General features: G+C 60.9%; 20 protein-coding genes. 9 read left to right on the top strand and 11 right to left on the bottom strand.

Annotated elements, in window-relative coordinates; genetic code table 11:
* Nucleotide 1 precedes the first annotated feature (1 nt).
* From BB347_RS16425 to BB347_RS16385, 9 genes are all read left to right on the top strand, one after another.
* Nucleotides 2–268, top strand: a complete 267-nt coding sequence (locus BB347_RS16425; protein WP_076579740.1) for a hypothetical protein — start codon at nucleotides 2–4, stop codon at nucleotides 266–268.
* Between the two features lie 22 nt (nucleotides 269–290).
* Nucleotides 291–872 carry a V-type ATP synthase subunit E gene (locus BB347_RS16420; protein ID WP_076579742.1) on the top strand — a complete coding sequence of 194 codons (582 nt, stop codon included), beginning with the start codon at nucleotides 291–293 and terminating at the stop codon, nucleotides 870–872.
* The gene (locus BB347_RS16415) at nucleotides 869–1,939 is read left to right on the top strand and encodes a V-type ATP synthase subunit C (protein WP_076579744.1); all 1,071 of its coding nucleotides are present in this window, start codon (nucleotides 869–871) and stop codon (nucleotides 1,937–1,939) included. Before BB347_RS16420 ends, BB347_RS16415 begins: the two co-directional genes overlap by 4 nt.
* The gene (locus tag BB347_RS16410; protein ID WP_076579746.1) at nucleotides 1,936–2,271 is read left to right on the top strand and encodes a V-type ATP synthase subunit F; all 336 of its coding nucleotides are present in this window, start codon (nucleotides 1,936–1,938) and stop codon (nucleotides 2,269–2,271) included. The genes BB347_RS16415 and BB347_RS16410 overlap by 4 nt, the downstream gene beginning before the upstream one ends.
* A gap of 3 nt (nucleotides 2,272–2,274) precedes the next feature.
* On the top strand, nucleotides 2,275–4,038 hold the full coding sequence (locus tag BB347_RS16405; protein WP_076579748.1) for an ATP synthase subunit A: 1,764 nt from the start codon (nucleotides 2,275–2,277) through the stop codon (nucleotides 4,036–4,038).
* 2 nt (nucleotides 4,039–4,040) lie between these two features.
* Nucleotides 4,041–5,459 (top strand): ATP synthase subunit B, encoded by a 1,419-nt coding sequence (locus tag BB347_RS16400; RefSeq protein ID WP_076579750.1) that lies wholly within the window; start codon nucleotides 4,041–4,043, stop codon nucleotides 5,457–5,459.
* 129 nt (nucleotides 5,460–5,588) lie between these two features.
* On the top strand, nucleotides 5,589–6,170 hold the full coding sequence (locus BB347_RS16395; protein WP_076579752.1) for a hypothetical protein: 582 nt from the start codon (nucleotides 5,589–5,591) through the stop codon (nucleotides 6,168–6,170).
* A 153-nt stretch (nucleotides 6,171–6,323) separates the two neighbouring features.
* Nucleotides 6,324–7,076: a V-type ATP synthase subunit D gene (locus BB347_RS16390; RefSeq protein WP_076579754.1), complete on the top strand. Its 753-nt coding sequence runs from the start codon at nucleotides 6,324–6,326 to the stop codon at nucleotides 7,074–7,076.
* A 35-nt stretch (nucleotides 7,077–7,111) separates the two neighbouring features.
* Nucleotides 7,112–7,504, top strand: coding sequence for a DUF6276 family protein (locus tag BB347_RS16385; RefSeq protein WP_076579756.1), 393 nt, complete (start codon nucleotides 7,112–7,114; stop codon nucleotides 7,502–7,504).
* A gap of 118 nt (nucleotides 7,505–7,622) precedes the next feature.
* Here BB347_RS16385 and BB347_RS16380 read toward each other — a convergent pair whose 3' ends face one another.
* The 11 genes from BB347_RS16380 to pepF all read right to left on the bottom strand — a co-directional run bounded on the left by BB347_RS16380 (nucleotide 7,623) and on the right by pepF (nucleotide 20,259).
* Nucleotides 7,623–7,931 carry a hypothetical protein gene (locus BB347_RS16380; protein WP_076579758.1) on the bottom strand — a complete coding sequence of 103 codons (309 nt, stop codon included), beginning with the start codon at nucleotides 7,929–7,931 and terminating at the stop codon, nucleotides 7,623–7,625.
* A gap of 131 nt (nucleotides 7,932–8,062) precedes the next feature.
* Complete coding sequence (locus BB347_RS16375) at nucleotides 8,063–9,145, bottom strand: hypothetical protein (protein ID WP_076579760.1); 1,083 nt, start codon at nucleotides 9,143–9,145, stop codon at nucleotides 8,063–8,065.
* Between the two features lie 253 nt (nucleotides 9,146–9,398).
* Nucleotides 9,399–9,797, bottom strand: a complete 399-nt coding sequence (locus tag BB347_RS16370) for a DUF5811 family protein (protein WP_076579762.1) — start codon at nucleotides 9,795–9,797, stop codon at nucleotides 9,399–9,401.
* 95 nt (nucleotides 9,798–9,892) lie between these two features.
* A complete protein-coding gene (locus BB347_RS16365) occupies nucleotides 9,893–10,372 on the bottom strand; it encodes a pyruvoyl-dependent arginine decarboxylase (protein ID WP_076579764.1) in 480 nt (159 codons plus the stop codon).
* Between the two features lie 350 nt (nucleotides 10,373–10,722).
* The gene (gene pan2 / locus BB347_RS16360; protein WP_076579766.1) at nucleotides 10,723–11,955 is read right to left on the bottom strand and encodes a proteasome-activating nucleotidase Pan2; all 1,233 of its coding nucleotides are present in this window, start codon (nucleotides 11,953–11,955) and stop codon (nucleotides 10,723–10,725) included.
* 194 nt (nucleotides 11,956–12,149) lie between these two features.
* Nucleotides 12,150–12,497 (bottom strand): hypothetical protein, encoded by a 348-nt coding sequence (locus tag BB347_RS16355; protein ID WP_076579769.1) that lies wholly within the window; start codon nucleotides 12,495–12,497, stop codon nucleotides 12,150–12,152.
* 274 nt (nucleotides 12,498–12,771) lie between these two features.
* Entirely contained in the window at nucleotides 12,772–14,064 is a 1,293-nt protein-coding gene (locus BB347_RS16350) for an OFA family MFS transporter (RefSeq protein WP_076580226.1), read from the bottom strand.
* Between the two features lie 120 nt (nucleotides 14,065–14,184).
* Nucleotides 14,185–15,771 (bottom strand): gamma-glutamyltransferase, encoded by a 1,587-nt coding sequence (gene ggt / locus BB347_RS16345; RefSeq protein ID WP_083687719.1) that lies wholly within the window; start codon nucleotides 15,769–15,771, stop codon nucleotides 14,185–14,187.
* 203 nt (nucleotides 15,772–15,974) lie between these two features.
* The gene (locus BB347_RS16340; protein ID WP_076579773.1) at nucleotides 15,975–16,157 is read right to left on the bottom strand and encodes a hypothetical protein; all 183 of its coding nucleotides are present in this window, start codon (nucleotides 16,155–16,157) and stop codon (nucleotides 15,975–15,977) included.
* Nucleotides 16,158–17,870 carry an L-lactate permease gene (locus BB347_RS16335; RefSeq protein ID WP_076579776.1) on the bottom strand — a complete coding sequence of 571 codons (1,713 nt, stop codon included), beginning with the start codon at nucleotides 17,868–17,870 and terminating at the stop codon, nucleotides 16,158–16,160. It lies immediately after the preceding gene.
* Between the two features lie 577 nt (nucleotides 17,871–18,447).
* Nucleotides 18,448–20,259, bottom strand: a complete 1,812-nt coding sequence (pepF, locus tag BB347_RS16325; RefSeq protein ID WP_076579784.1) for an oligoendopeptidase F — start codon at nucleotides 20,257–20,259, stop codon at nucleotides 18,448–18,450.
* Nucleotides 20,260–20,305 lie beyond the last annotated feature (46 nt).

Genomic DNA, 20,305 nt, shown 5'->3' with positions numbered 1-20,305 from the left:
AATGGTACTTGAACTTGGACCAGAACTGGCGGATGTTGCACTGCAAGCTGAAGGAGCGACCCTCGAGAACGTTTCCGACGAAGGGATGGCGGCACTCGCCGTCGGTCTCGCGGCACTCGCAGCGGGATACGCCGAGCGCGGTATCGGTGCCGCTGCCGTCGGCGCAATCGCCGAGGACGACGATATGTTCGTTCCAGGTCTGATCATGACCGTCCTTCCAGAGACGCTCGTGATCCTGGCGCTGGTCGTCGTCTTCGTTGTCGGATAACCACCGCCGCCTTCTCTTACCAATGAGTTTGGACACAGTCGTAGAAGACATTCGAGAAGAGGCCCACGCGCGTGCGGAGGACATCCGCGCCGAGGGCGAAGCGCGCGCCGACGAGATCGAATCGGCCGCCGAGGAAGACGCCGAGGAGATCCTCGCTGACGCAGAGCAGTCCGTCGAGCGCGAGATCGAGCAGCTTCGCGAACAGCGTCTCTCCAGTGCGAAACTGGAGGCGAAACAAAAACGCCTGGAGGCCCGTCGTGACGTACTCGGTGACGTTCGTGAGCAAGTCGAAGACGAACTCGCCTCCCTCGAGGGAGAGACCCGCGAGGAACTGACGCGAGCCGTCCTCGACGGTGCGAGCGACGAATTCGAAGAGGGTGACGACGTGAGCGTCTACGGTCGTGCGGAAGACCAAGAGCTCATCGAGTCGATCCTCGAGGACTACGACGGCTACGAGTACGCCGGCGAGTACGACTGTCTCGGCGGTGTCGTCGTCGAAAGCGACCAGTCTCGAGTCCGAGTCAACAACACGTTCGACTCGCTACTCGAGGACGTCTGGGAAGACAACCTCCGGGAGATCAGCACCCAACTCTTCGAGCAATGAGTATAGGCGCCTCGAATCCGGAATACGTGAACGCTCGCGTTCGGTCACGCCGAGCCTCGCTGTTCGCGGACGAAGATTATCGGAAGCTGATCCGGATGGGGCCGAGCGGGATCGCACGGTTCATGGAAGAATCGGAGTACGAGCGCGAGATCAACGATCTCGGCGCCAGGTTCTCCGGCGTCGATCTGATCGAGTACGCGTTGAATCGGAATCTCGCGAAGCACTTTCACGACTTACTCGACTGGTCGGAGGGACGACTCTACGACCTCGTTGCCCGATACCTTCGGAAGTTCGACGTCTGGAATCTGAAGACGATTATTCGTGGCATCTACACCGATACCGACGCCGAAGAGATCCAGACCGACCTGATCCGTGCCGGCGAACTCGAGGACCAGACGATCGACCGATTGCTCGAGGTCGACTCCATCGAGGACGCCATCGAAGTACTCAACCGGACGATTTACTACGAGCCGCTCTCGGACGCCTACGAGGAGTTCGAGGAAACCGGCGCACTCGTTCCCCTCGAGAACGCACTCGACCGAGAGTTCTACGAGCACCTACTCGAGGACGTCAGTCGATCCCCAAGAGGAGAGCAACTCCAGGAAGGACCGGAAGCGAAGTACATCGAATTCCTGCAAGCAGAAATCGACTTCCGAAACGCACGAAACGCACTCCGACTCGCTCGCAGCGGTGCAGACCTCGATCCGGCCAGCTACTACATCGAGGGCGGCGTCTTATTCGACGAATCGGATCTCAATCGCCTCGTCGGCGATTTCGACGAACTCGTCGACCACATCGACGAGAACAAGCGCTACGGCGACCGTCTCTCCGGAGCGATGGCTCGACTGCGGGATGCTGACAGCCTTATCCAGTTCGAGCACGCACTAGACGCTGCGTTGCTCGAGTACGCTGATACGCTCTCGAGCATTTACCCGGCGTCGGTCTCGGCCGTGTTGTCGTACATCCTCGCGAAGGAACGCGAAGTCGAGAACATCCGTGCGATCGCTCGCGGTCGCGAAGTCGGCCTCGACGAGAACGAAATCGAAGAGGAACTGGTGATCCTATGAGTCAGGAAATCGCAGTCGTCGGCAGCCCGGAGTTCACCACTGGCTTTCGCCTCGCGGGAGTCAGTCGCTTCGAGAACGTGCCGGACGACGAGAAAGACGCGGAGTTAGACGACGCGGTGACGGCCGCCCTCGACGACGAGGGTGTTGGTATCGTCGTTATGCACGACGAGGACCTCGAACATCTCTCGCGGAACGTCCGCCAGAACGTCGAGACGAGTGTCGAACCGGTCGTCGTCACGATCGGTGCCGGCACCGCTGGTGGTGGGCTGCGCGAGCAAATCAAACGCGCGATCGGTATCGACCTCATGGAAGAGGACGAACAAGAAAGCTAAACTATGAGCCAGGCAGAAGACATCGAATCCGTCGACGAAGACGGTCTAATCGAAAGCGTGAGTGGTCCAGTCGTGACCGCCACGGACCTCGACGCCCGGATGAACGACGTCGTCTACGTCGGCGACGAAGGACTGATGGGCGAGGTCATCGAGATCGAAGGAAACCTGACCACGATTCAGGTCTACGAAGAAACCTCCGGTGTTGGCCCGGGAGAACCCGTCGAGAACACGGGCGAACCCCTGAGTGTCGACCTCGGCCCAGGCGTTCTGGACGCCATTTACGATGGTGTTCAGCGCCCACTCGACGTTCTCGAGGAGAAGATGGGGACGGCGTTTCTCGACCGCGGGGTCGACGCCCCCGGCATCGACTTCGAGACGGAGTGGGAGTTTACCCCGACCGTCGAGGAAGGCGACACGCTCGAGGCAGGTGACGTCGTCGGTGAAGTTCCCGAAACCGAGAGCATCACCCATCGCGTGATGGTGCCACCGGACTACGAGGGAGGCGAAGTAACGTCGGTCGAAAGCGGTTCGTTCACGGTCGACGAAGTCGTCGTCGAACTCGACTCCGGCGAAGAAGTCACGATGCACCAGGAGTGGCCGGTTCGCCAGTCGCGACCCGCGGACACGAAGGAGACGCCGACGGTCCCACTCGTCTCGGGGCAGCGAATTCTCGACGGCCTCTTCCCGATCGCGAAAGGTGGAACGGCCGCGATTCCCGGTCCGTTCGGATCCGGGAAGACGGTCACCCAACACCAACTCGCCAAGTGGGCCGACGCGGACATCGTCGTCTACGTCGGCTGTGGCGAGCGTGGCAACGAGATGACCGAGGTCATCGAGGACTTCCCGGAACTGGAAGACCCGACCACGGGCAAGCCGCTCATGGCTCGGACGACGCTCATCGCGAACACGTCTAACATGCCAGTTGCAGCCCGTGAGTCCTGTATTTACACCGGCATCACCATCGCGGAGTACTTCCGCGACATGGGCTACGACGTCGCGCTCATGGCCGACTCCACCTCCCGGTGGGCCGAAGCCATGCGTGAGATTTCGAGTCGACTCGAGGAGATGCCCGGCGAAGAGGGGTATCCCGCGTACCTCGCCGCAGCGCTCTCGGAGTTCTACGAGCGTGCCGGCAAATTCCAACTGATGAACGGCGACGAGGGGTCCATCTCGGTTATCGGCGCGGTCTCGCCACCGGGCGGGGACTTCTCCGAGCCGGTTACCCAGAACACGCTGCGTATCGTCAAGACGTTCTGGGCGCTCGACGCCGACCTCGCAGAGCGTCGGCACTTCCCGTCGATCAACTGGGACGAGTCGTACTCGCTGTATCGACAGCAACTCGATCCGTGGTTCCGCGAGAACGTCGCGGACGACTGGCCGGAGGTTCGCCAGTGGGCGGTCGACGTGTTAGACGAGGAGGGCGAACTCCAGGAGATCGTCCAACTCGTCGGCAAGGACGCGCTGCCGGAAGACCAGCAACTGACCCTCGAGGTCGCACGCTACCTGCGTGAAGCCTGGCTCCAGCAGAACGCGTTCCACGACGTCGACACCTACTGCGATCCGAAGAAGACCTACCGAATGCTCGAGGCGATCAGGACGTTCAACGACGAGGCGTTCGACGCGCTCGAAGCCGGCGTTCCGGTCGAAGAGATCCAGAACGTCGACGCGGCCCCACGCCTCAACCGAATGAACACGTCCGAGGAGTGGAACGAGTTCATCGACGAACTCGAATCGGACCTGCAAGAACAGATTCGGAGCCTGTACTAACTATGAAGGAATATCAAACGATCACGGAGATCAGCGGTCCGCTGGTGTTCGCCGAGGTCGACGAACCCGTCGGTTACGACGAGGTCGTCGAAATCGAGACGGAGCAGGGCGAAACGCTGCGCGGTCAGGTGCTGGAATCGAGCGACGGACTCGTCTCGATTCAGGTCTTCGAAGGGACCGGCGGTATCGACCGCAACGCGTCCGTTCGGTTCCTGGGCGAGACGATGAAGATGCCCGTCACCGAGGACCTGCTCGGACGGGTGCTCGACGGGTCCGGGAATCCGATCGACGGCGGCCCGGAAATCGTCCCCGACGATCGAATCGACATCGTCGGCGAAGCGATCAATCCCTACTCTCGAGAGTACCCAGAGGAGTTCATCCAGACCGGCGTGTCCTCCATCGACGGCATGAACACGCTGGTTCGCGGCCAGAAGCTGCCGATCTTCTCCGGTTCCGGACTGCCACACAACGACCTCGCGCTCCAGATTGCCCGTCAGGCGACCGTGCCTGAAGAGGAAGAAGGTGACGACGAAGACGGGTCGGAGTTCGCAGTCATCTTCGGTGCGATGGGGATTACTCAGGAAGAGGCCAACGAGTTCATGGAAGACTTCGAGCGCACGGGCGCACTCGAGCGCTCGGTCGTCTTCATGAACCTCGCGGACGACCCGGCCGTCGAGCGCCAGGTCACGCCGCGACTCGTGCTCACCACGGCCGAGTACCTCGCCTTCGAGAAGGATTACCACGTGCTGGTCATCCTGACCGACATCACCAACTACTGTGAGGCGCTGCGCGAGATCGGTGCCGCACGCGAGGAGGTTCCGGGCCGCCGTGGCTACCCCGGATACATGTACACCGACCTGGCACAGCTCTACGAGCGTGCGGGCCGGATAGAGGGTAAGGAAGGGTCGGTCACGCAGATTCCGATCCTGACGATGCCTGGTGACGACGACACCCACCCGATTCCGGACCTGACCGGCTACATTACGGAAGGCCAGATCATGATGGATCGAGACCTCAACAGCCAGGGTATCGAGCCGCCGGTCAACGTCTTGCCATCGCTCTCGCGACTGATGGACGACGGGATCGGCGAGGGCCTGACCCGCGAAGACCACGGCGACGTCTCCGACCAGATGTACGCCGCCTACGCGGAGGGGGAGGACCTGCGTGACCTCGTGAACATCGTCGGTCGCGAAGCGCTCAGCGAACGGGACAACAAGTTCCTCGACTTCGCCGACCGCTTCGAGACGGAGTTCGTCCAGCAGGGCTACGACAACAACCGCTCCATCGAGGAGACGCTCGAGTTGGGTTGGGATCTCCTCTCGATGCTTCCGAAGGAGGCACTCAACCGGATCGACGAGGACCTCATCGAAGAACACTACCGCGAAGACGAGGCGGAAGCCGCCGAAGTGTCCGCCGACTAACCGACCCGAGTTTATCGTTTCAATTTTCTCGGTTTCAGTGCGCCAACAGCCAGTAATCCACGCTGAAAGACTACCGATTGTACGGATGGAAATGACAATAATTATTCCAATCTATAGAACACTTGTCTCATGAACGAACGAATTTCGCGGCGAGGTGTGCTCTCGACGACGGCGGCCAGCACACTGCTGGTCAGTGCCCCAGGCTGTCTCGACGAGTTGAGGAGCGAATCGAGCGGTACCGACGACGCGACGGACGACGCTGAAGGAGATTCCGAAGACGACGGTCGCTCGGACGACGACCACTCCGACGATACCGAACGGTACAAAACGGCGTGCGAGGCCGGTATCGGGTTCCTCGAGTCGACATTCGACGGCGAGTTCGAGGCGGCCGGCGAGTACTATCCCACCCAGTACCTCGAGGAGTACGACCGGGACGATTTCGTCGACTACCTCGAGGATCGGTTCGCCGACACCGTCGACGACTACGCGCTCGCGGCTACGGACTGTGCGGAATCCACGACCGACCACGACGCTATCGAGGCGGCAAAGGACGAACTAAACGCGACGGTATCGGACGCCGAGTGGCTCACCTACGAACTCGACCTCGAGGGTAAGGAAGAAGAACGGTCGGAGTCGATAGACGTCCTCGCCGTCCGAATCGAGGAAACGTGGTACGCCGGCGTCGTCGGTGCGTCCGTCGGAGAGACGTAACCGTAACGCTCGGAGCGGGACGACGGTCGACGGTGACGTCGAAGAAGGCTGGTACCGATCCGGCCCAAATCGTACTCAGCGACCGATCGCAGGCCACGGTAGTCAACACAACTGTAAACAGTTATCCGATTGGGAGCGCAACTTCCCCACAAGATGGCCAAGGACGTCAAGCCCACTCGTAAGAACCTGATGGAGATCGAGGATCGGATCGAACTCTCCGAACGTGGGCACGGGACACTCGAAAAGAAACGAGACGGGCTGATCATGGAGTTCATGGACATCCTGGATAAGGCCCAGGACGTTCGTGGCGACCTCGCAGACGACTACGAGGAAGCTCAAAAGAAGATCAACATGGCTCGAGCGATGGAAGGCGACGTCGCGGTCCGTGGGGCTGCCGCCGCGTTGCAGGAACACCCCGAAATCACCACCGAGTCGAAAAATATTATGGGCGTCGTCGTCCCGCAGATCGAATCCTCGCGCGTCTCGAAGAGCCTCGATCAGCGCGGGTACGGGATTATGGGGACATCCGCTCGCATCGACGAGGCCGCCGAATCCTACGAGGACCTCCTCGAGAGCATCATCCTCGCCGCGGAAGTCGAGACGGCGATGAAGAAGATGCTCCGGGAAATCGAGACGACGAAGCGACGCGTCAATGCCCTCGAGTTCAAACTCCTGCCCGACCTCTACGAGAACCAGGAGTACATCGAACAGAAACTCGAGGAACAAGAGCGCGAGGAGACGTTCCGACTGAAGAAGATCAAAGAGAAAAAAGAACAACAGGAAAAAGAAGAGCAAGAAGCCGAAGCTGCAGCCGAGGCGGAGGCTGAAGCGAATGCAAAAGATGCGGGCACGGCTGAACCGGATATGGAACAGTCGACTGCCGGTGGCGTTCCGGGCGGCGACTGATTTCGACCTCCGTATTCACTCTTCTCTCTCGTCCGATGACCTGTTCAACGTGTTCCTCACCGACGGTGGCTGTCGAAGTCCCAGAAAGCTATCGTGAGTACGCACCGGAACGATCGGCGACAGTGGCGATCTGTACGCACTGTCTCACCGTCGAGTCGACACGAGATGGAGAGAGGAATCCGAATTTCACAGCCATCAGCGACGCGCTTCCATCGAACGCCGACGCGGCGATCCCGCTCGTGCTCGCGATCGATCGCTGTGACTCGCTCGTAACGAATCGAAGCGCTATCGAGGAGTTACTCGAGGCCGTCGAGCGAGAAGGAACGGACCCGTTGTTGGTCTGGGATCGACTCAGTCACGATCCCGAACTAGAGCCGACGGTCGACCTCGAGCGACGGCGACACCAACTCGAGCAACTGCTGTACTGATCCGAGCGTGGGCGGGAGTGGTTCAGGTTCGTCGCAGTGTGTCTCGGTCCCGCTGGCGTCCGATTCGACTATCCAAACGACGACGCACGGACGCCGTCGCGTACCTCGATCTCCGTTTTTACGACGCCGTCAGTTCGAGAACGATGTGTCCATCGTCGGGTTCGACTTCGACGTATTCGTCGAGTGGCTCACAGTCGTCGTCCTCGACGGAGTCTCTGTCGAGTTCGGTGCCAGTGACGGGATCTGCCTCACCGTCGGCCGTGTAGAAGACGAACGGACCGTCGTGTGAGTGGGCCGCTGCGTCGAAATCGACGTGGCCGTGCTCGCCTTCGTACGTCGCCTCCCAGATGACGTGCGTGTCGTCGACCACCGGGGCGTCATCGCGGGCCTCCGTCGCCTCGAGTGATGTCCGTCGTGTTAGGTTCATGTATCAATCGTCGTCGTGAGTGCGTTCGATGATTTCGTACTCTCTACCGATGCAGTTGCGTCTCAAACGCGAGGGGCGAACGGCCACCGTCGAGCCAGTCTGGTTTGTGTCACTCGCATTTGGCCTGTCACTTATTCGGTGGCTGCGGTGACGCTCAACGCCCCGGTCGCTGTCTCGTCGGCCGCAGTGACGGTCCAGTCGTGGTCTCCCCGACCGACCGAAGAGCCACTGACGCAGAGCGTACTCGAGTCACACTCGCCGGCGTTCAGACCGATCGAAACGGAGTGAACGTCTCCATCGACCTCGAGTTCGACTGTCAAATCAGCGTCGACATCACCCTCGTTTCGCACGGTGAGAGTGAATCGGGCCGAATCCTCGGTCGTGATCGACTCGGGAGCGGAAACGGAGAGTTCGAGTGTTGGGTCGTCGTCTACTGACTCGTCCTCGTCTTGCTCGTCGCCTTCAGTCTCGTCGTTTACCGATTCAGTGTCATCATCGTCATCTTCCGCATCCGGTTCGTCGTCTGCGTCTTCGTCGTCATCTACCGACTCGTCGTCTTCCTCGTCCGGTTCGTCGTCTGCGTCTTCGTCGTCATCGCCATCGTCCGCTTCGGCTTCGTCTTCATCATCCTCGTCTGGTTCGTCTGGTTCGTCGTCCGACGCGTTTTCATCATCCTCGGCTGATTCGTCCTCGTCATCAGCCTCAGACTCATCATCCTCTGGCGCTGGTTCCGTATCGGATTCGGACGACTCCGCCGTCGACAACTCGAGTTCGATACGGCCGCCGTCGGGTTCGATGACGACGTATGCGTCTAGCGGACCACAGCTATCGTCGTCGACGGTCCCGTCTTCAACCTCGGTGCCAGTAACGGGAGAGACCGTTCCGTTAGTCGTATAGAAGACGAAGGGGCCGTCGTAGTGGTGCCCGTCAGCGTCGAAGACGACGTACCCTTGATCGGAACCGTCAGTGACCTCCCAGATAACGTGTGTGTCGTCGACTGTCGGCGCGTCGTCGACGGACTCTCCTGCTTCGAGTGATGTCCGCTCGTCGTACTCGGCGTGGAGACACGCGTGCTCGTGGTCGATGTTCTCCTCTGCGAGTAATTCGAACGGCTCGTCCGTCGATTCCGTTTGTGCAGCACCGTAACTAGCCGTTCCAGCCGTTGTCAGTGCGCCGATACCTACGATGAGTGCATTTCGTCGGGTTAGACCCATACGAAATATACTAACAACCTTATTTAAAATTGTTATTGTTTCACCCCATTTTAATAATAACGGTGAGCACGAGACGATCGCTGATCGTCTTGGCCCGAAATCAGTGACTCGAATTGGCTCCACAGCGGCCCAACGAACACAATTTCTGGAAGCGCGTGGCGAGAACTACTCGCCACACCATTCGCCTGAACCCACTAAAAGCAATAACGAAGTCACGATCGAAAGTTCGTACTCCGCGGTAGAGACCCAATCGCTACTTTCCAGTCGGCTTCACGTTGTTGCTGACGGCCTGTTTGACCTGCAACGCGGCGCTGGCGGCCAACCCGCGAGCGACCTCGTTTCGTTCGTCCGCCGTGATGAGGTCGTCTTCGGTAGCGACGTCCTCGAGGTCGGGGGTAAACCCGGCGCTGACAGCGTGGCCGATCGGTGGCCGGACGGCGACGGTGACCTGCGGGCCGGACATCCCGCTCGTAATATCCGAGTCGACGACGTATTCACTCGGGAGGAACTCGCGCGTGCGAGCGGCGATCCGCGAGACGTCACGGTGGAGAAGTCGCTTTTGATCTCTCGAGAGTTCCGGAACGTCCGCCGCGGCACGCTGACCAGCACCCGTTTCTCCCGGCAGTCCTGCGTACGGCGTATTTCCGTTCATGAGAAGTGTGTACCTGATAGCAACGGGACGGCAGGTCAAAAGGATTCGCCTTCGGACAATCACGAGAGACCTGGAGAGAACGCGTGCGCGTGCAGTTACCAGATTGGTTCGCTCTCGCCGTAGACGGCCAGGACGAGCGCCGTCGTGTGTTCTCCCGATTTCGCCTGGATGCTCTCGGTGGCGACCTGTGCGTCCGCGAACTCCCAGTCGCGAAGCTCCTGTCCGGCCGCTAATCCCTCGAGAACGCGTCGTTCGACGTCCTCCGAGTCGGTTTCACCCGACGTTTCGTAGAACAGCCCGGGTCCGTTCTCGACCGATTGGGACCACGCGAGCGCCGCACTCGCGCGGCCCGGTCCGGTGACGGTGGCTCGTGCTTCCACGACGGTCAGTCGTTCGCCGGCAGGACCGAGGTCGGGTGCCGTGCCGACGGCTTCGACGTGGGTGTCGGCCGGAATGACGGAGGAAACCGAGACGAGATTGTAGTTCTCGACGCCGGCGTCAGCGAGTGCGGCGTCGTAGGACGACATCGCCGTCGGGGCCGATGCGGCCCCCCAGACGATTCGAATCGTGCTCATGGTCGTTCTCGGGGCCGGACAGCGTAAGGGCTTGCGGTACAGAGTCGTCGCTCGAGTCCCGACGGTGATCGATTCGTGACCACGAGTGAAGCCGAAGAACTGCGGGCTTCACGAGTCGGGGGAGAGCAGGGAGTCACAGTCGCAATCGCCGCGAGTGAGACCGACGATCGAGCGAGCGGGCCGACGACCGATGTGAACGAACGACTGAAAGGAGTGAGAAAACGGAGGGAGGAGTGCTTTTCATCGAAGCTAAGCGGGATCGAAGATCCCGCGAGGTCCGAAAGAGCGGAACGCTCTTTCGATATTTTCCCGAGGGTGCGCCGTAGGCGCACCCGCAGAGGAAAAGTTCGTTACTGGTAGAAGTAGCCCGCAGACGAGATAACGTCACTCGAGTCGTCGTCTTCGATCTTCTCGATGGCGTTGAGGAAGTCCTCGTGGTGGACCTCCTCGCGGTCGTTACGGATAGCGAACATGCCAGCCTCGGTCGTGAGACTCTCGATTTCGGCCCCGGAGTAGCCGTCGGTTTCCTCGGCGAGGTCGTCGAAATCGACCTCGTCGTCGACGTTCATGCCGCGCGTGTGGATCTGGAGGATCTGCTCGCGACCGTCCTGGTCGGCTTCGGGGACTTCGATGAGACGATCGAAGCGCCCGGGTCGGAGGATGGCGCGATCGAGCATGTCGAAGCGGTTCGTGGCGGCGATGATGCGAATCTCGCCTCGAGCGTCGAAGCCGTCCATCTCGCTGAGGAGTTGCATCATCGTCCGCTGAACTTCGGCGTCTCCCGACGTCTTCGACTCCGTTCGCGTCGTTGCGATGGCGTCGATTTCGTCGATGAAGATGATTGCCGGTTCACGTTCGCGAGCCATCTCGAAGAGGTCCCGGACGAGTCGTGAGCCCTCACCGATGAACTTCCGAACGAGTTCCGAGCCGGCCATCTTGATGAACGTCGCGTTGGTCTCGTTGGCGACGGCTTTGGCGAGCATCGTCTTCCCTGTCCCTGGCGGTCCGTGGAGGAGCACGCCACTCGGTGGTTCGATGCCGACGTCCTCGAACAGTTCGGGTTCGGCGAGGGGTTGTTCGACGGCCTCGCGAACTTCGCGAATCTGTTCGTCGATGCCGCCGATCTCTCCGTAGGTGACTTGTGGTCGCTCGGAGATTTCCATCGACTGCGCTCGCGCGTCGGTTTCGGCGTCGAGGATCGTCTGAACTGCAAACGAGTCGTTGACCGCGACGCGGTCGCCGGCTTCGAGTCGCTCGAGCATCCGCGGGGAGACGTCGGTCAACACCTCCTGGTTGTTGCCGTGTTGTTTGACGACGACTTCGTCGTTGTCGAGTACGTCCTCGACGGTCGCGATGTACAGCGAGGAGCCTTTGAGCGTCTCGTTTTCGCGTTCGACGCGGTCGACGCGCTCTCGCAGTTGCTCGCGGCGGTCTTCGGCCTGTTCGAGCTGGGAAGCGAGTTGCTCGTTGACGTCCACGAGGTCCGAGAAGTGCCCGTGGAGCGCCTCGAGCCGTTCGTTGTCGGGGAGATCCGGATCGATATCGCGGTGAGGTCGGTCTGGGATAGACGGGCTTCGAGACATCCTGACGTGCACCGGTAAGTTCCCGACGATAAATGTGCCTTTGGGTCGCGGGTGGTTTCTGACGATAGATAGTGTCACCATGAATGAACGGGCGCAACGATTGTTCGTCCGAAAACGGCGACGGGAGGTGGTGGAGTGACTCGAGAGGTGACACCGTTAGGGTGGGTTAGCCCTCGAGTTCGTGGCAGGCTACGTCAGCTACAGGTGTACGTCGGCGAACTCTCGAGTTCTCCGACGGTCATGTCTTCGGGATCGTCAGGTTCGCACTCAATGCTGGCGTCCGATTCAGTGCTGACACACTCCGTTCGCCGAATTGGACCCGTGTGAGCGCCGCCGGGAATTTCCTCACAAACGCACTCTTCGTTGGGCCCACACTGGTTTTCTTGTTCTTCGGTACAGGCGCACGGGATCGTACTGGCCGACGTGGACGACGAAGCGACGCCGAGTCCAGCGAGCGCCGTGACACTGGTCGCTGTTGCACGAAGGAGTCGCCGCCTGTTTATCGAGTGGTCATCGTCGCCATCAGGTTGGGTATCCAACATGGCGTTAACACAATCAGCCACCAGGAAGTTAATTCTATTCTAAATTATATTAGTTATTTTCGTAATGGCGGATGATGAGAGGGTGTGAACTGGGATTCAGACGACGATGGATCGAGGAGGGAACGGCAACGCGTCGGGGACCGAACAGTCGGGTTCGATACGTTTGAAGCAGCGGGTTCCACGAACGTCTAGGCACATTTGGGAGTCGTCAGGTACGACTCATCGGTGTTGAGTGGGGCTAATACGCCATTTTGGTATTATGGCCGAGAGTCGGTTACTGTGGCGGTTTGAGGAAAAAGCCGGCGATCCCTGCTGTAAGCGCCAGGAGACCACCGAGGGTAAACGTGAGATCCCAGCCGACGACACCAACCAGCCAGCCGACGACACCGCCGCCGAACACACCACCCCACATTTTCCCGGAGTAGATAATCGAGTAATTGGTCGACGAGTGCGCGCCACCGTAATAATCGCCGACGAGACTCGGGAACAGCGAGAACTGTGCACTCCAGAAGAAGACGGCGATCGCGACCATACCGATGTAGCCGATTCCCGATTCGAATCCCGCGAACAAGACGATCGCGAGCGTCGCGAGACCACAGACGGTAAACGAGACGGCGGTGACGGACTCGCGAACGTAGTGATCGGAGACTGCGCCGACGAGGAGCCGACCGCCAGCGGACGCAACGGGAAGCAGCGTCGCTGCCACAGTCACTACCGTCGCAGTCAGTCCGGCCTGTTCCGCGTAGAGGACGACTCGAGCGGTGATCATCAACCCGGCAGCGCTAACGGCGAAAAACATGAAGTACATGAGCGCGAACGCTCTCGTTCGGACCATCTCTCGCCAGGTGTACGAACGGAGACTGCCGTCGGATGCGGTCTTCGCACCGTCTTCGTCGCTGTCAGAGTGGGGAGCGTCGGTGGACGACGCCGCGTCAGGGTGGGTGTTCCGCCCGTCGTCCCGAAACCCGGCTGGAGGGTCTTCGAGCACGAGCGCCCCGACGACGATTCCGACGCCAATCAAGATACCCATATTCGAGAGCGCGTTCGGGAGCGTGTCGCCTGCGACAGCAACCCTGACGTAGGGAACGAACGCTGCACTCCCTGCCGCGAACGCCATCGTTCCGATACCCGTCGTCAATCCACGCCTGTCGGGGAACCACTTGACCGCCGTATTTACGGCCACCGTGTACACGATTCCGACGCCAACGGCACCGACGAAGTATGCGACGTAGACGTGCCAAACCTCGCTCACGAACGAAAGGGCGTAGTAGCCAGTGCCAGCGAGAATTCCGGCGACGAGAATCACCGCGCGAGGGCCGTAGCGGTCTCGCCACCACCCCGCCGGGAACTGTACCAGCGACATGACAACGACGTAGACGGTAAAGACGAAGCCAAGCGCCGACAGCGAGACGTTCAAGTCACTCGCGAGCGGGCCCTCGAGCGACGCCCAGACGTACTGGTAGGGACTGACGAGTGCCATCATCACGGCTGCAGCAACGATTTGCCACCAGCGTGAGCGTCCGAGAATCTCTCTGGCGCGCACGCTGAGGTCGCTCGGTTGTGCCACCGTCACGAGTGACTCACCGCACTTTCGATCGGTCGCTTCGCCCGTCTCGCCTGTCTCGTCCGCCCAGTGAACGACATCGTCGTGGTGATCGTGCGCGTATTGATCATTGATAACTGGTCGTCAGTATCCGATCGCTGCGCCATCTCCGCGTGGGTCTGCGCCTCCTTCGAGCGACCCGTCTTCGTGGAGCCAAATCGCCGCAGCGTGTCCCATCGTATCGTCGTACTTTCGTGCCATCGCCACGGGTTGACCGCGTTTCTCGAGTCCCACAGCGACGTTATCGGGGATTCGACCCTCGAGCGACAGCGAGCGAGACGCGTCGCCCCACGTTCGGCCGAACAGCCACCGCGGCGCTTCGATCGCCTGTTGGACGTCGTAGCCGAAGTCGACGAGTCGCGTGACGAGCGCCGCCTGCGTCTGGGGCTGGCCCTCGCCACCCATCGTCCCGTAGACGAGTCGGGGGTCGCCACCGTCGGTCAGCATCGCCGGGGTGAGCGTGTGGAACGTCCGCTTTCCGGGCTCGAGACGGTTGACGTGGTCGTCCTCGAGCGAGAAGAAGGAGCCGCGATTTTGTGGGATGAGTCCAGTGTTGCCGGCGATCGTTGCGCTTCCGAAGTCGTAGTAGATCGACTGGATGAGCGACACTGCCATTCCGTCCGAATCGACGACCGACAGATAACACGTGTCGCCGCCGGCGTTCTGGGCGGCCGGATTCGAGCCGTCGGGGGCGATTCCGGGCTCGAGGTCGGCTGGCAACGTGGTGTCGCGGTCGATCAGTTCCCGCCTGTCGTCGAGATACGCTGACGACAACAACGTCTCCGCGGGAAGGTCGATACTGTCGGGATCGGTCACCCACGCGTCCCGGTCGGCGAACGCCACCTTGACCGCCTCCGCGAGGTGGTGGTAGTAGTCGACGGTGCCGTCGCCCCACTCCTCGACGTCGAACCCCTCGAGCAGGCCGAGGAGTTGGAGGGCGGCGAGCCCCTGCGTATTCGGCGGGAGAGCGTGAGCGGTGTAGCCGCGGTACTCCACGCTGAGCGGGGTCACCCACTCGGCGCTGTACTCGCGAAAGTCGGTCGGCGCGAGCGGCGAGCCGTCCCCGATTCCCGCGCAGAACTCCACCGCGAGTGGACCGTCGTAAAACCCGTCTCGAGGGCCGTGTTGGGCGATCCGTTCGAGCGAGTTCGCCAGGGCCGGTTGGCGAAGAATCGTCCCGGCGTCCGGGGCGTGACCGTTCCGAAGGAACGTTGCCGCAGCGAGGCGGTCCTCTCTGAGCACGTCCCGATCGATGGCAATCCATCGTGCGAGATCAGCGGTGACCGGGACGCCGTCTCGAGCGTGCGCGATGGCGTCCTCAAACAGTCGATGCCACGAGAGCGAGCCGTGTCTTTCGTGGGCGAGTCGCCAGCCGTCGACCGCACCCGGGACGGTGAGGACGGACTCGCTCCCGCGCTCCGGAATCGAATCGTGCTCCCGATCCCGATAGTACGCTCGGGTCGCGGCCTCGGCGGCCGGACCGCTGGCGTTGATCGCGCTCACTTCGTCGTCGGCGAGGAGCCAGAAGCCATCGCCGCCGAGTCCGGCCATGTGGGGGTACGCGACGCACAGCGTCGCATTGGCTGCGATCGCCGCGTCGACAGCCGAACCCCCGTCGCGGAGCACGTCGAGACCGGTGGTGCTCGCGAGGGTGTGGGGGGTTGTGATCATCGATCGGGTCGCTCTCGTCGGTGGTCGTCCGCTTCGGTAGTGGTCGTACATAGCGGTGAACTGTGTAATTGATCGCTGTGACGTGCTGTTCGGTTCCCTGAGACGAGTCGTCACTCGAGTTCGTCTCTACTCGAAGTGAGACGCACTGCGTGGTATGGCGTTCGTGACTCCGTCGTTTGCTCGTCATGGGGGACTCTGCTCCGTCAGGAGGAAGCCCCCAGCCGTTCGGCGTAGCGCACCACGAGCGGGATACAGCCGGCAGCGATAATCGCGACGAATCCGAGCGTGGACAGGGCTTCGACACCGTTCGTCGACCCGTAACTCACGAGTGGCAGTGAGAGTGCGATCAGGAGAAATGCAGCGGTGTAGGCTTTCACTTCGTCCATTTAGATCGCCCCCATGAGTCCGATAGCGGTGGCCAAAACGATCAGGATGCCGATGAAAGCGCAAACAGCACCAACCCAGGGAATCACTTTTCGAAGGACGTCGCCCTCTCGGCCGACGATCCCGACGGCTGTCGTCCCCAGGATGACGTTCGCTGGTGATATCGCGTTCCCGATAGCACCACCAGCGGTTTGCCCGGCGAGGATCCAGGACTCGTTCGTTCCGAGGGAGTTCGCAGTCTCGTACTGGAGGCCGCCGAAGAGGATGTTCGACGCCGTGTTACTCGAGGTCATGAACGAGCCCAGAGCCCCGATGAGCGGAGAGAGGAATCCGTAGGTATCGGACGTTGCGACCAGGGCCAGCCCCTGTGCGAGCACGGTTACCTGTCCGCTGTAGTCCATGACGAGAGCCATAACCAGGAAGCCGACGACCGCAACGGATGCGGGAATCGCGGTTCGGAGGACGACCGTCGTGAATCCTTCGACCGAGTGATCGCTTCGTCTGCTGGCTTCCGCGTAGTGACCCGTGTACCGGTAGGCGATGTACGCGACAAGCGAACTCACCAACAAGAACGCGCCGGGATAGTTCAACACCGCGAGCCCGTCGTCGGCTGCGCTCAACGCCGCTACTTCGACCCCGAATCCGGTTTCGACACCCGGAAGGGGGGCAACGAGTTCGACAGCACCCAACGCCTCACCGAGGGGTTCAACGGCACCCGTGATGAAAGCGAGAGCCGCGAGGACGGCGAAGGGAATAGCGGCGAACTTCAGGCTCATGAGACCGTCATCGGAGTGCGAGCCAGTTTCAGGAGCTGACGTCGCTAGCTGTTCCCCACCATCGGTGACCGCTGGTGTCGGGGTCTCAGAACGCAAGTTAGAGAAGTCCTCGATCATCGCAGGACGCGTCTCGATGCCATCGACCGGCGTGGCGTAGCGCGAGAATCTCGAGAGCGGGGCGAGTGCGAGCAACGCGAGCGTCGCCGCGAAGAAGTTCGCGAACGCGGGTTCCCAGAAGTAGATCCCGAGGAGCTGTCCGCCCCCGTGGACCAGGGAGATCACGACGACCATCGGGAGTGCGTACCTGACCGCCTCGCCTCTCCCGTAAATGTAGGCGATGGTCACACCGGCGATGATGTTCACGACCCAGAGCAAGACTCCGGCGCTGACGGCCGTGAGCAGAACGTCCTGCATCTCGACGACGCCTTCTAAGGTCACCCAGGCGACACCGAGTGTTCCGAACGTGTTCGCCCACGCGTGTCCGATCAAGGGAATTGCAACCGCGTACACCGGTTTGACGCCGAGTGCGAGCAGGATCGGTGCGGCGACTACGATCGGCGTCCCGAAGCCGGTGATAGACTGCATGAACGAGACGAACACCCAGCCCGCCACGAGGACGAGGAACAATTCGTTCTCGGTGAACGATTTGACCTGTTCGCGGAGCGCGTCGAAGCCGCGTGCTCGGTCGATAACGTGGTAAAATATCAGCGCCGGGATGATGATGTACAGAATGGGAACTGCCTCCCAGACGCCGGCTGCACTGGCAACCGCAAGTCCGGAGAGATCCATCTCGTAGACGCTAAACGCAATGAGTATCGCAGCGAACATCCCCACCGAGGCCGCTTCGTGTGCCTTCCACCGGAGGACGACCAACGTAACCATGAGGAGTGCGAGCGGGATGGCGGCAACGCTCCAGTAAACCAGATCAACAGGTGGCATTTGCCGTCACCTCCGTAACACAATTATGTTGATTGTTAATTAATATGCCGCAGCTCCCCCCTATATCATCCAGCAATTCTCGAAAGAATTGTCGCTTTGTGATAGCCGTTCCGACCATAGGGGAAGGATCGAGCAGAGGTATTAAAACGTTGATTAGTACGGATACTATCCACCCATTCGTGTATTACGAACCTATGCTTTTGTCCATTCGTAGCTCCTCGAGGAGTGGTCGAAAACATTTCCAAAGGACGCTACGAAAGTTTTTCGTGTCACCGACTGTACCGTTTTCGACGACCATCGAGAACGGGTTGGAGAAGCCGCCACGTTCGTATCCGCCGCGGTCTGGTGCCGTGACCGGTCGATTTGACACTCGACTGTCGTTCCCACGGATCCGCAATTCCTCCTCTAGGAAAGGCACACCGCACCTTTCAGACGAGAATGTCATGTCGTAGATATTTTCCGTTCCAGTTTTGACACCGGTTAGCGGAACCGCCGGCTATCGTCGTTGGTAAAACCTGTCGAACGAGTGAGTTTTCGAGCGTGTGCTCGTTCGCTGACCGACCGACGCAACGTACAGCTACGCCACTAACTGCTCGAGTTCCTCGAGTCGCTTCCCGTACGTCTCGAGCGCCCGATCGATCGGATCGGACGTGCTCATGTCGACGCCGGCGATCCGGAGTAATTCGAGGGGGTACTCTCGAGAGCCCTGTCGGAGGAACTCGAGGTAGTCCTCGGCGGCGTCGCGGTTCGGGTCGCTGCCGGGGCCGTCGGGGAGCACGTCGTCGACGATGGCGAGTGCGGCGGAGATGCCGGTCGCGTACTGGTAGACGTAGAACGCGCGGTAGAAGTGGGGGATACGCATCCACTCGCGAGCGATGCGGTCGTCGATGACGGCGGGTTCGTAGTACGCTTCTTTGAGTCCGCGATAGACCTCGTCGAGTCGGTCTGCCGTGAGTGGCTCTCCAGTCTCTTCGAGTCGGTGTGCTTCGTGTTCGAACTCGGCGAAGAGCGTCTGTCGGTAGAGCGTCGAGCGGACGCGTTCTGCGAACTCGTTGAGAACGTGCGTGCGGAACTGGGGGTCGTCGACGGTCTCGAGGAGGTGGTTCGTCAGCAGGGCCTCGTTGACCGTGCTGGCGACCTCGGCGACGAAGATTTCGTAGTTCGAGTAGATGAAGGGCTGTTCGTCTTTCGTCAACTGAGAGTGCATCGAGTGGCCGAGTTCGTGTGCCAGCGTGTACATCGAGGAGATATCGTTCTGATAGTTCATCAGGATGAACGGCTGGGTGTCGTAGGTGCCACCGGAGTACGCGCCGGATTGTTTGCCCTCGTTCTCGTAGACGTCGACCCAGCGCGACTCGAGGCCCTCGGCGACGCGAGATTGGTACGCCTCGCCGAGTGGTGCGAGCGCCTCGACGACGTACTCACTCGCCTGTTCGTACTCGAGGTCGGGGCTCTCGCCGCCGGTGACGGGCATGTAGACGTCCCACATCTGAAGGTCGTCCACCTCGAGTGCGTGGCGCTTGAGTTCGGCGTGGCGGTGGAGTTTGTCGAGGTTGTCGTTGACGCTGTCGACGAGCGTGTCGTAGACGTCGACGGGGACGTTCGGGCCGTCGAGGGCTGCTTCGCGGGCGCTGTCGTAGTTTCGAGCCTGCGCCAGCTTGACGTCGGCTTTGACGCTGTTCTTGTAGGACGAAGCGACCGTGTTGCGAACGTCGCTCCACTCGTCGAAGTAGGCCTCGTAGACCGTCCGACGGAACTCCCGCTCCGGTCGTTTGAGCAGGTTCGTGAGGTTGCTCTGGGTAATCTCGATCGGTTCGCCCGAGGGATCTTCGACCGTCGGGAACGACATGTCCGCGTTCGAGAGCATGGTGTACACTTCGCCCGTCGCTCCCGTGACCTCGCTCAGGTCGGCCAGCAGGGCCTCGACCTCCGCCGAGCGCGTGTGCGGTTTCATCCGCAGGATGTCGTCGACGTAGTGGTCGTATGTCTCGAGAGCGGGTTCGGAACCGGCCATCGACTCGAACTCCTCGCGAGTCAACTCCTGGAGTTCCGGTTCGATGAACGACGCCGCGGACTGGGCGTCGGCTGCGAGCGATTGTGCGCGTGCAGTCAGGGCCTGGTACTGTTGATTCGTCGTATCTTCGTCGCGACGCATGCGAGCGTAGGAGGCGACCATCGCCACCTCGCGCATGACCTCGTCACGGAGTTCGAAGACCTCGAGAAGGGTGCTCGCGTCGTCGGTCGTCTGGCCCTCGTAGGCGGCGAGGTCGTCGACTCGCTCGGCGACCGATTCGTACGCAGCCTCCCACTCCTCGTCGGAGGCGTAAATACTCTCGAGGTCCCAGGTATCGGCCTCGTCGACCGCAGATCGTTCGGGAACGGAACTCATAGTTCGGCTATTGGAGCGAAGGTGGTAAAACATGTCGGCAGAGGCG

This window comes from Natronorubrum daqingense, from assembly GCF_001971705.1.
Lineage (GTDB): Archaea > Halobacteriota > Halobacteria > Halobacteriales > Natrialbaceae > Natronorubrum > Natronorubrum daqingense.
The sequence above is the reverse complement of the archived record's forward strand: the minus strand, read 5'-3'. Positions and strand labels throughout refer to the sequence as shown.

What these genes read in the sequence shown, in the direction of transcription:
- BB347_RS16425 (WP_076579740.1), top strand. Translation starts at nt 2, where the DNA reads ATGGTACTTGAACTTGGACCAGAACTGGCGGATGTTGCACTGCAAGCT.
- BB347_RS16420 (WP_076579742.1), top strand. Translation starts at nt 291, where the DNA reads ATGAGTTTGGACACAGTCGTAGAAGACATTCGAGAAGAGGCCCACGCG.
- BB347_RS16415 (WP_076579744.1), top strand. Translation starts at nt 869, where the DNA reads ATGAGTATAGGCGCCTCGAATCCGGAATACGTGAACGCTCGCGTTCGG.
- BB347_RS16410 (WP_076579746.1), top strand. Translation starts at nt 1,936, where the DNA reads ATGAGTCAGGAAATCGCAGTCGTCGGCAGCCCGGAGTTCACCACTGGC.
- BB347_RS16405 (WP_076579748.1), top strand. Translation starts at nt 2,275, where the DNA reads ATGAGCCAGGCAGAAGACATCGAATCCGTCGACGAAGACGGTCTAATC.
- BB347_RS16400 (WP_076579750.1), top strand. Translation starts at nt 4,041, where the DNA reads ATGAAGGAATATCAAACGATCACGGAGATCAGCGGTCCGCTGGTGTTC.
- BB347_RS16395 (WP_076579752.1), top strand. Translation starts at nt 5,589, where the DNA reads ATGAACGAACGAATTTCGCGGCGAGGTGTGCTCTCGACGACGGCGGCC.
- BB347_RS16390 (WP_076579754.1), top strand. Translation starts at nt 6,324, where the DNA reads ATGGCCAAGGACGTCAAGCCCACTCGTAAGAACCTGATGGAGATCGAG.
- BB347_RS16385 (WP_076579756.1), top strand. Translation starts at nt 7,112, where the DNA reads ATGACCTGTTCAACGTGTTCCTCACCGACGGTGGCTGTCGAAGTCCCA.
- BB347_RS16380 (WP_076579758.1), bottom strand. Translation starts at nt 7,931, where the DNA reads ATGAACCTAACACGACGGACATCACTCGAGGCGACGGAGGCCCGCGAT.
- BB347_RS16375 (WP_076579760.1), bottom strand. Translation starts at nt 9,145, where the DNA reads ATGGGTCTAACCCGACGAAATGCACTCATCGTAGGTATCGGCGCACTG.
- BB347_RS16370 (WP_076579762.1), bottom strand. Translation starts at nt 9,797, where the DNA reads ATGAACGGAAATACGCCGTACGCAGGACTGCCGGGAGAAACGGGTGCT.
- BB347_RS16365 (WP_076579764.1), bottom strand. Translation starts at nt 10,372, where the DNA reads ATGAGCACGATTCGAATCGTCTGGGGGGCCGCATCGGCCCCGACGGCG.
- pan2 (WP_076579766.1), bottom strand. Translation starts at nt 11,955, where the DNA reads ATGTCTCGAAGCCCGTCTATCCCAGACCGACCTCACCGCGATATCGAT.
- BB347_RS16355 (WP_076579769.1), bottom strand. Translation starts at nt 12,497, where the DNA reads ATGTTGGATACCCAACCTGATGGCGACGATGACCACTCGATAAACAGG.
- ggt (WP_083687719.1), bottom strand. Translation starts at nt 15,771, where the DNA reads ATGATCACAACCCCCCACACCCTCGCGAGCACCACCGGTCTCGACGTG.
- BB347_RS16340 (WP_076579773.1), bottom strand. Translation starts at nt 16,157, where the DNA reads ATGGACGAAGTGAAAGCCTACACCGCTGCATTTCTCCTGATCGCACTC.
- BB347_RS16335 (WP_076579776.1), bottom strand. Translation starts at nt 17,870, where the DNA reads ATGCCACCTGTTGATCTGGTTTACTGGAGCGTTGCCGCCATCCCGCTC.
- pepF (WP_076579784.1), bottom strand. Translation starts at nt 20,259, where the DNA reads ATGAGTTCCGTTCCCGAACGATCTGCGGTCGACGAGGCCGATACCTGG.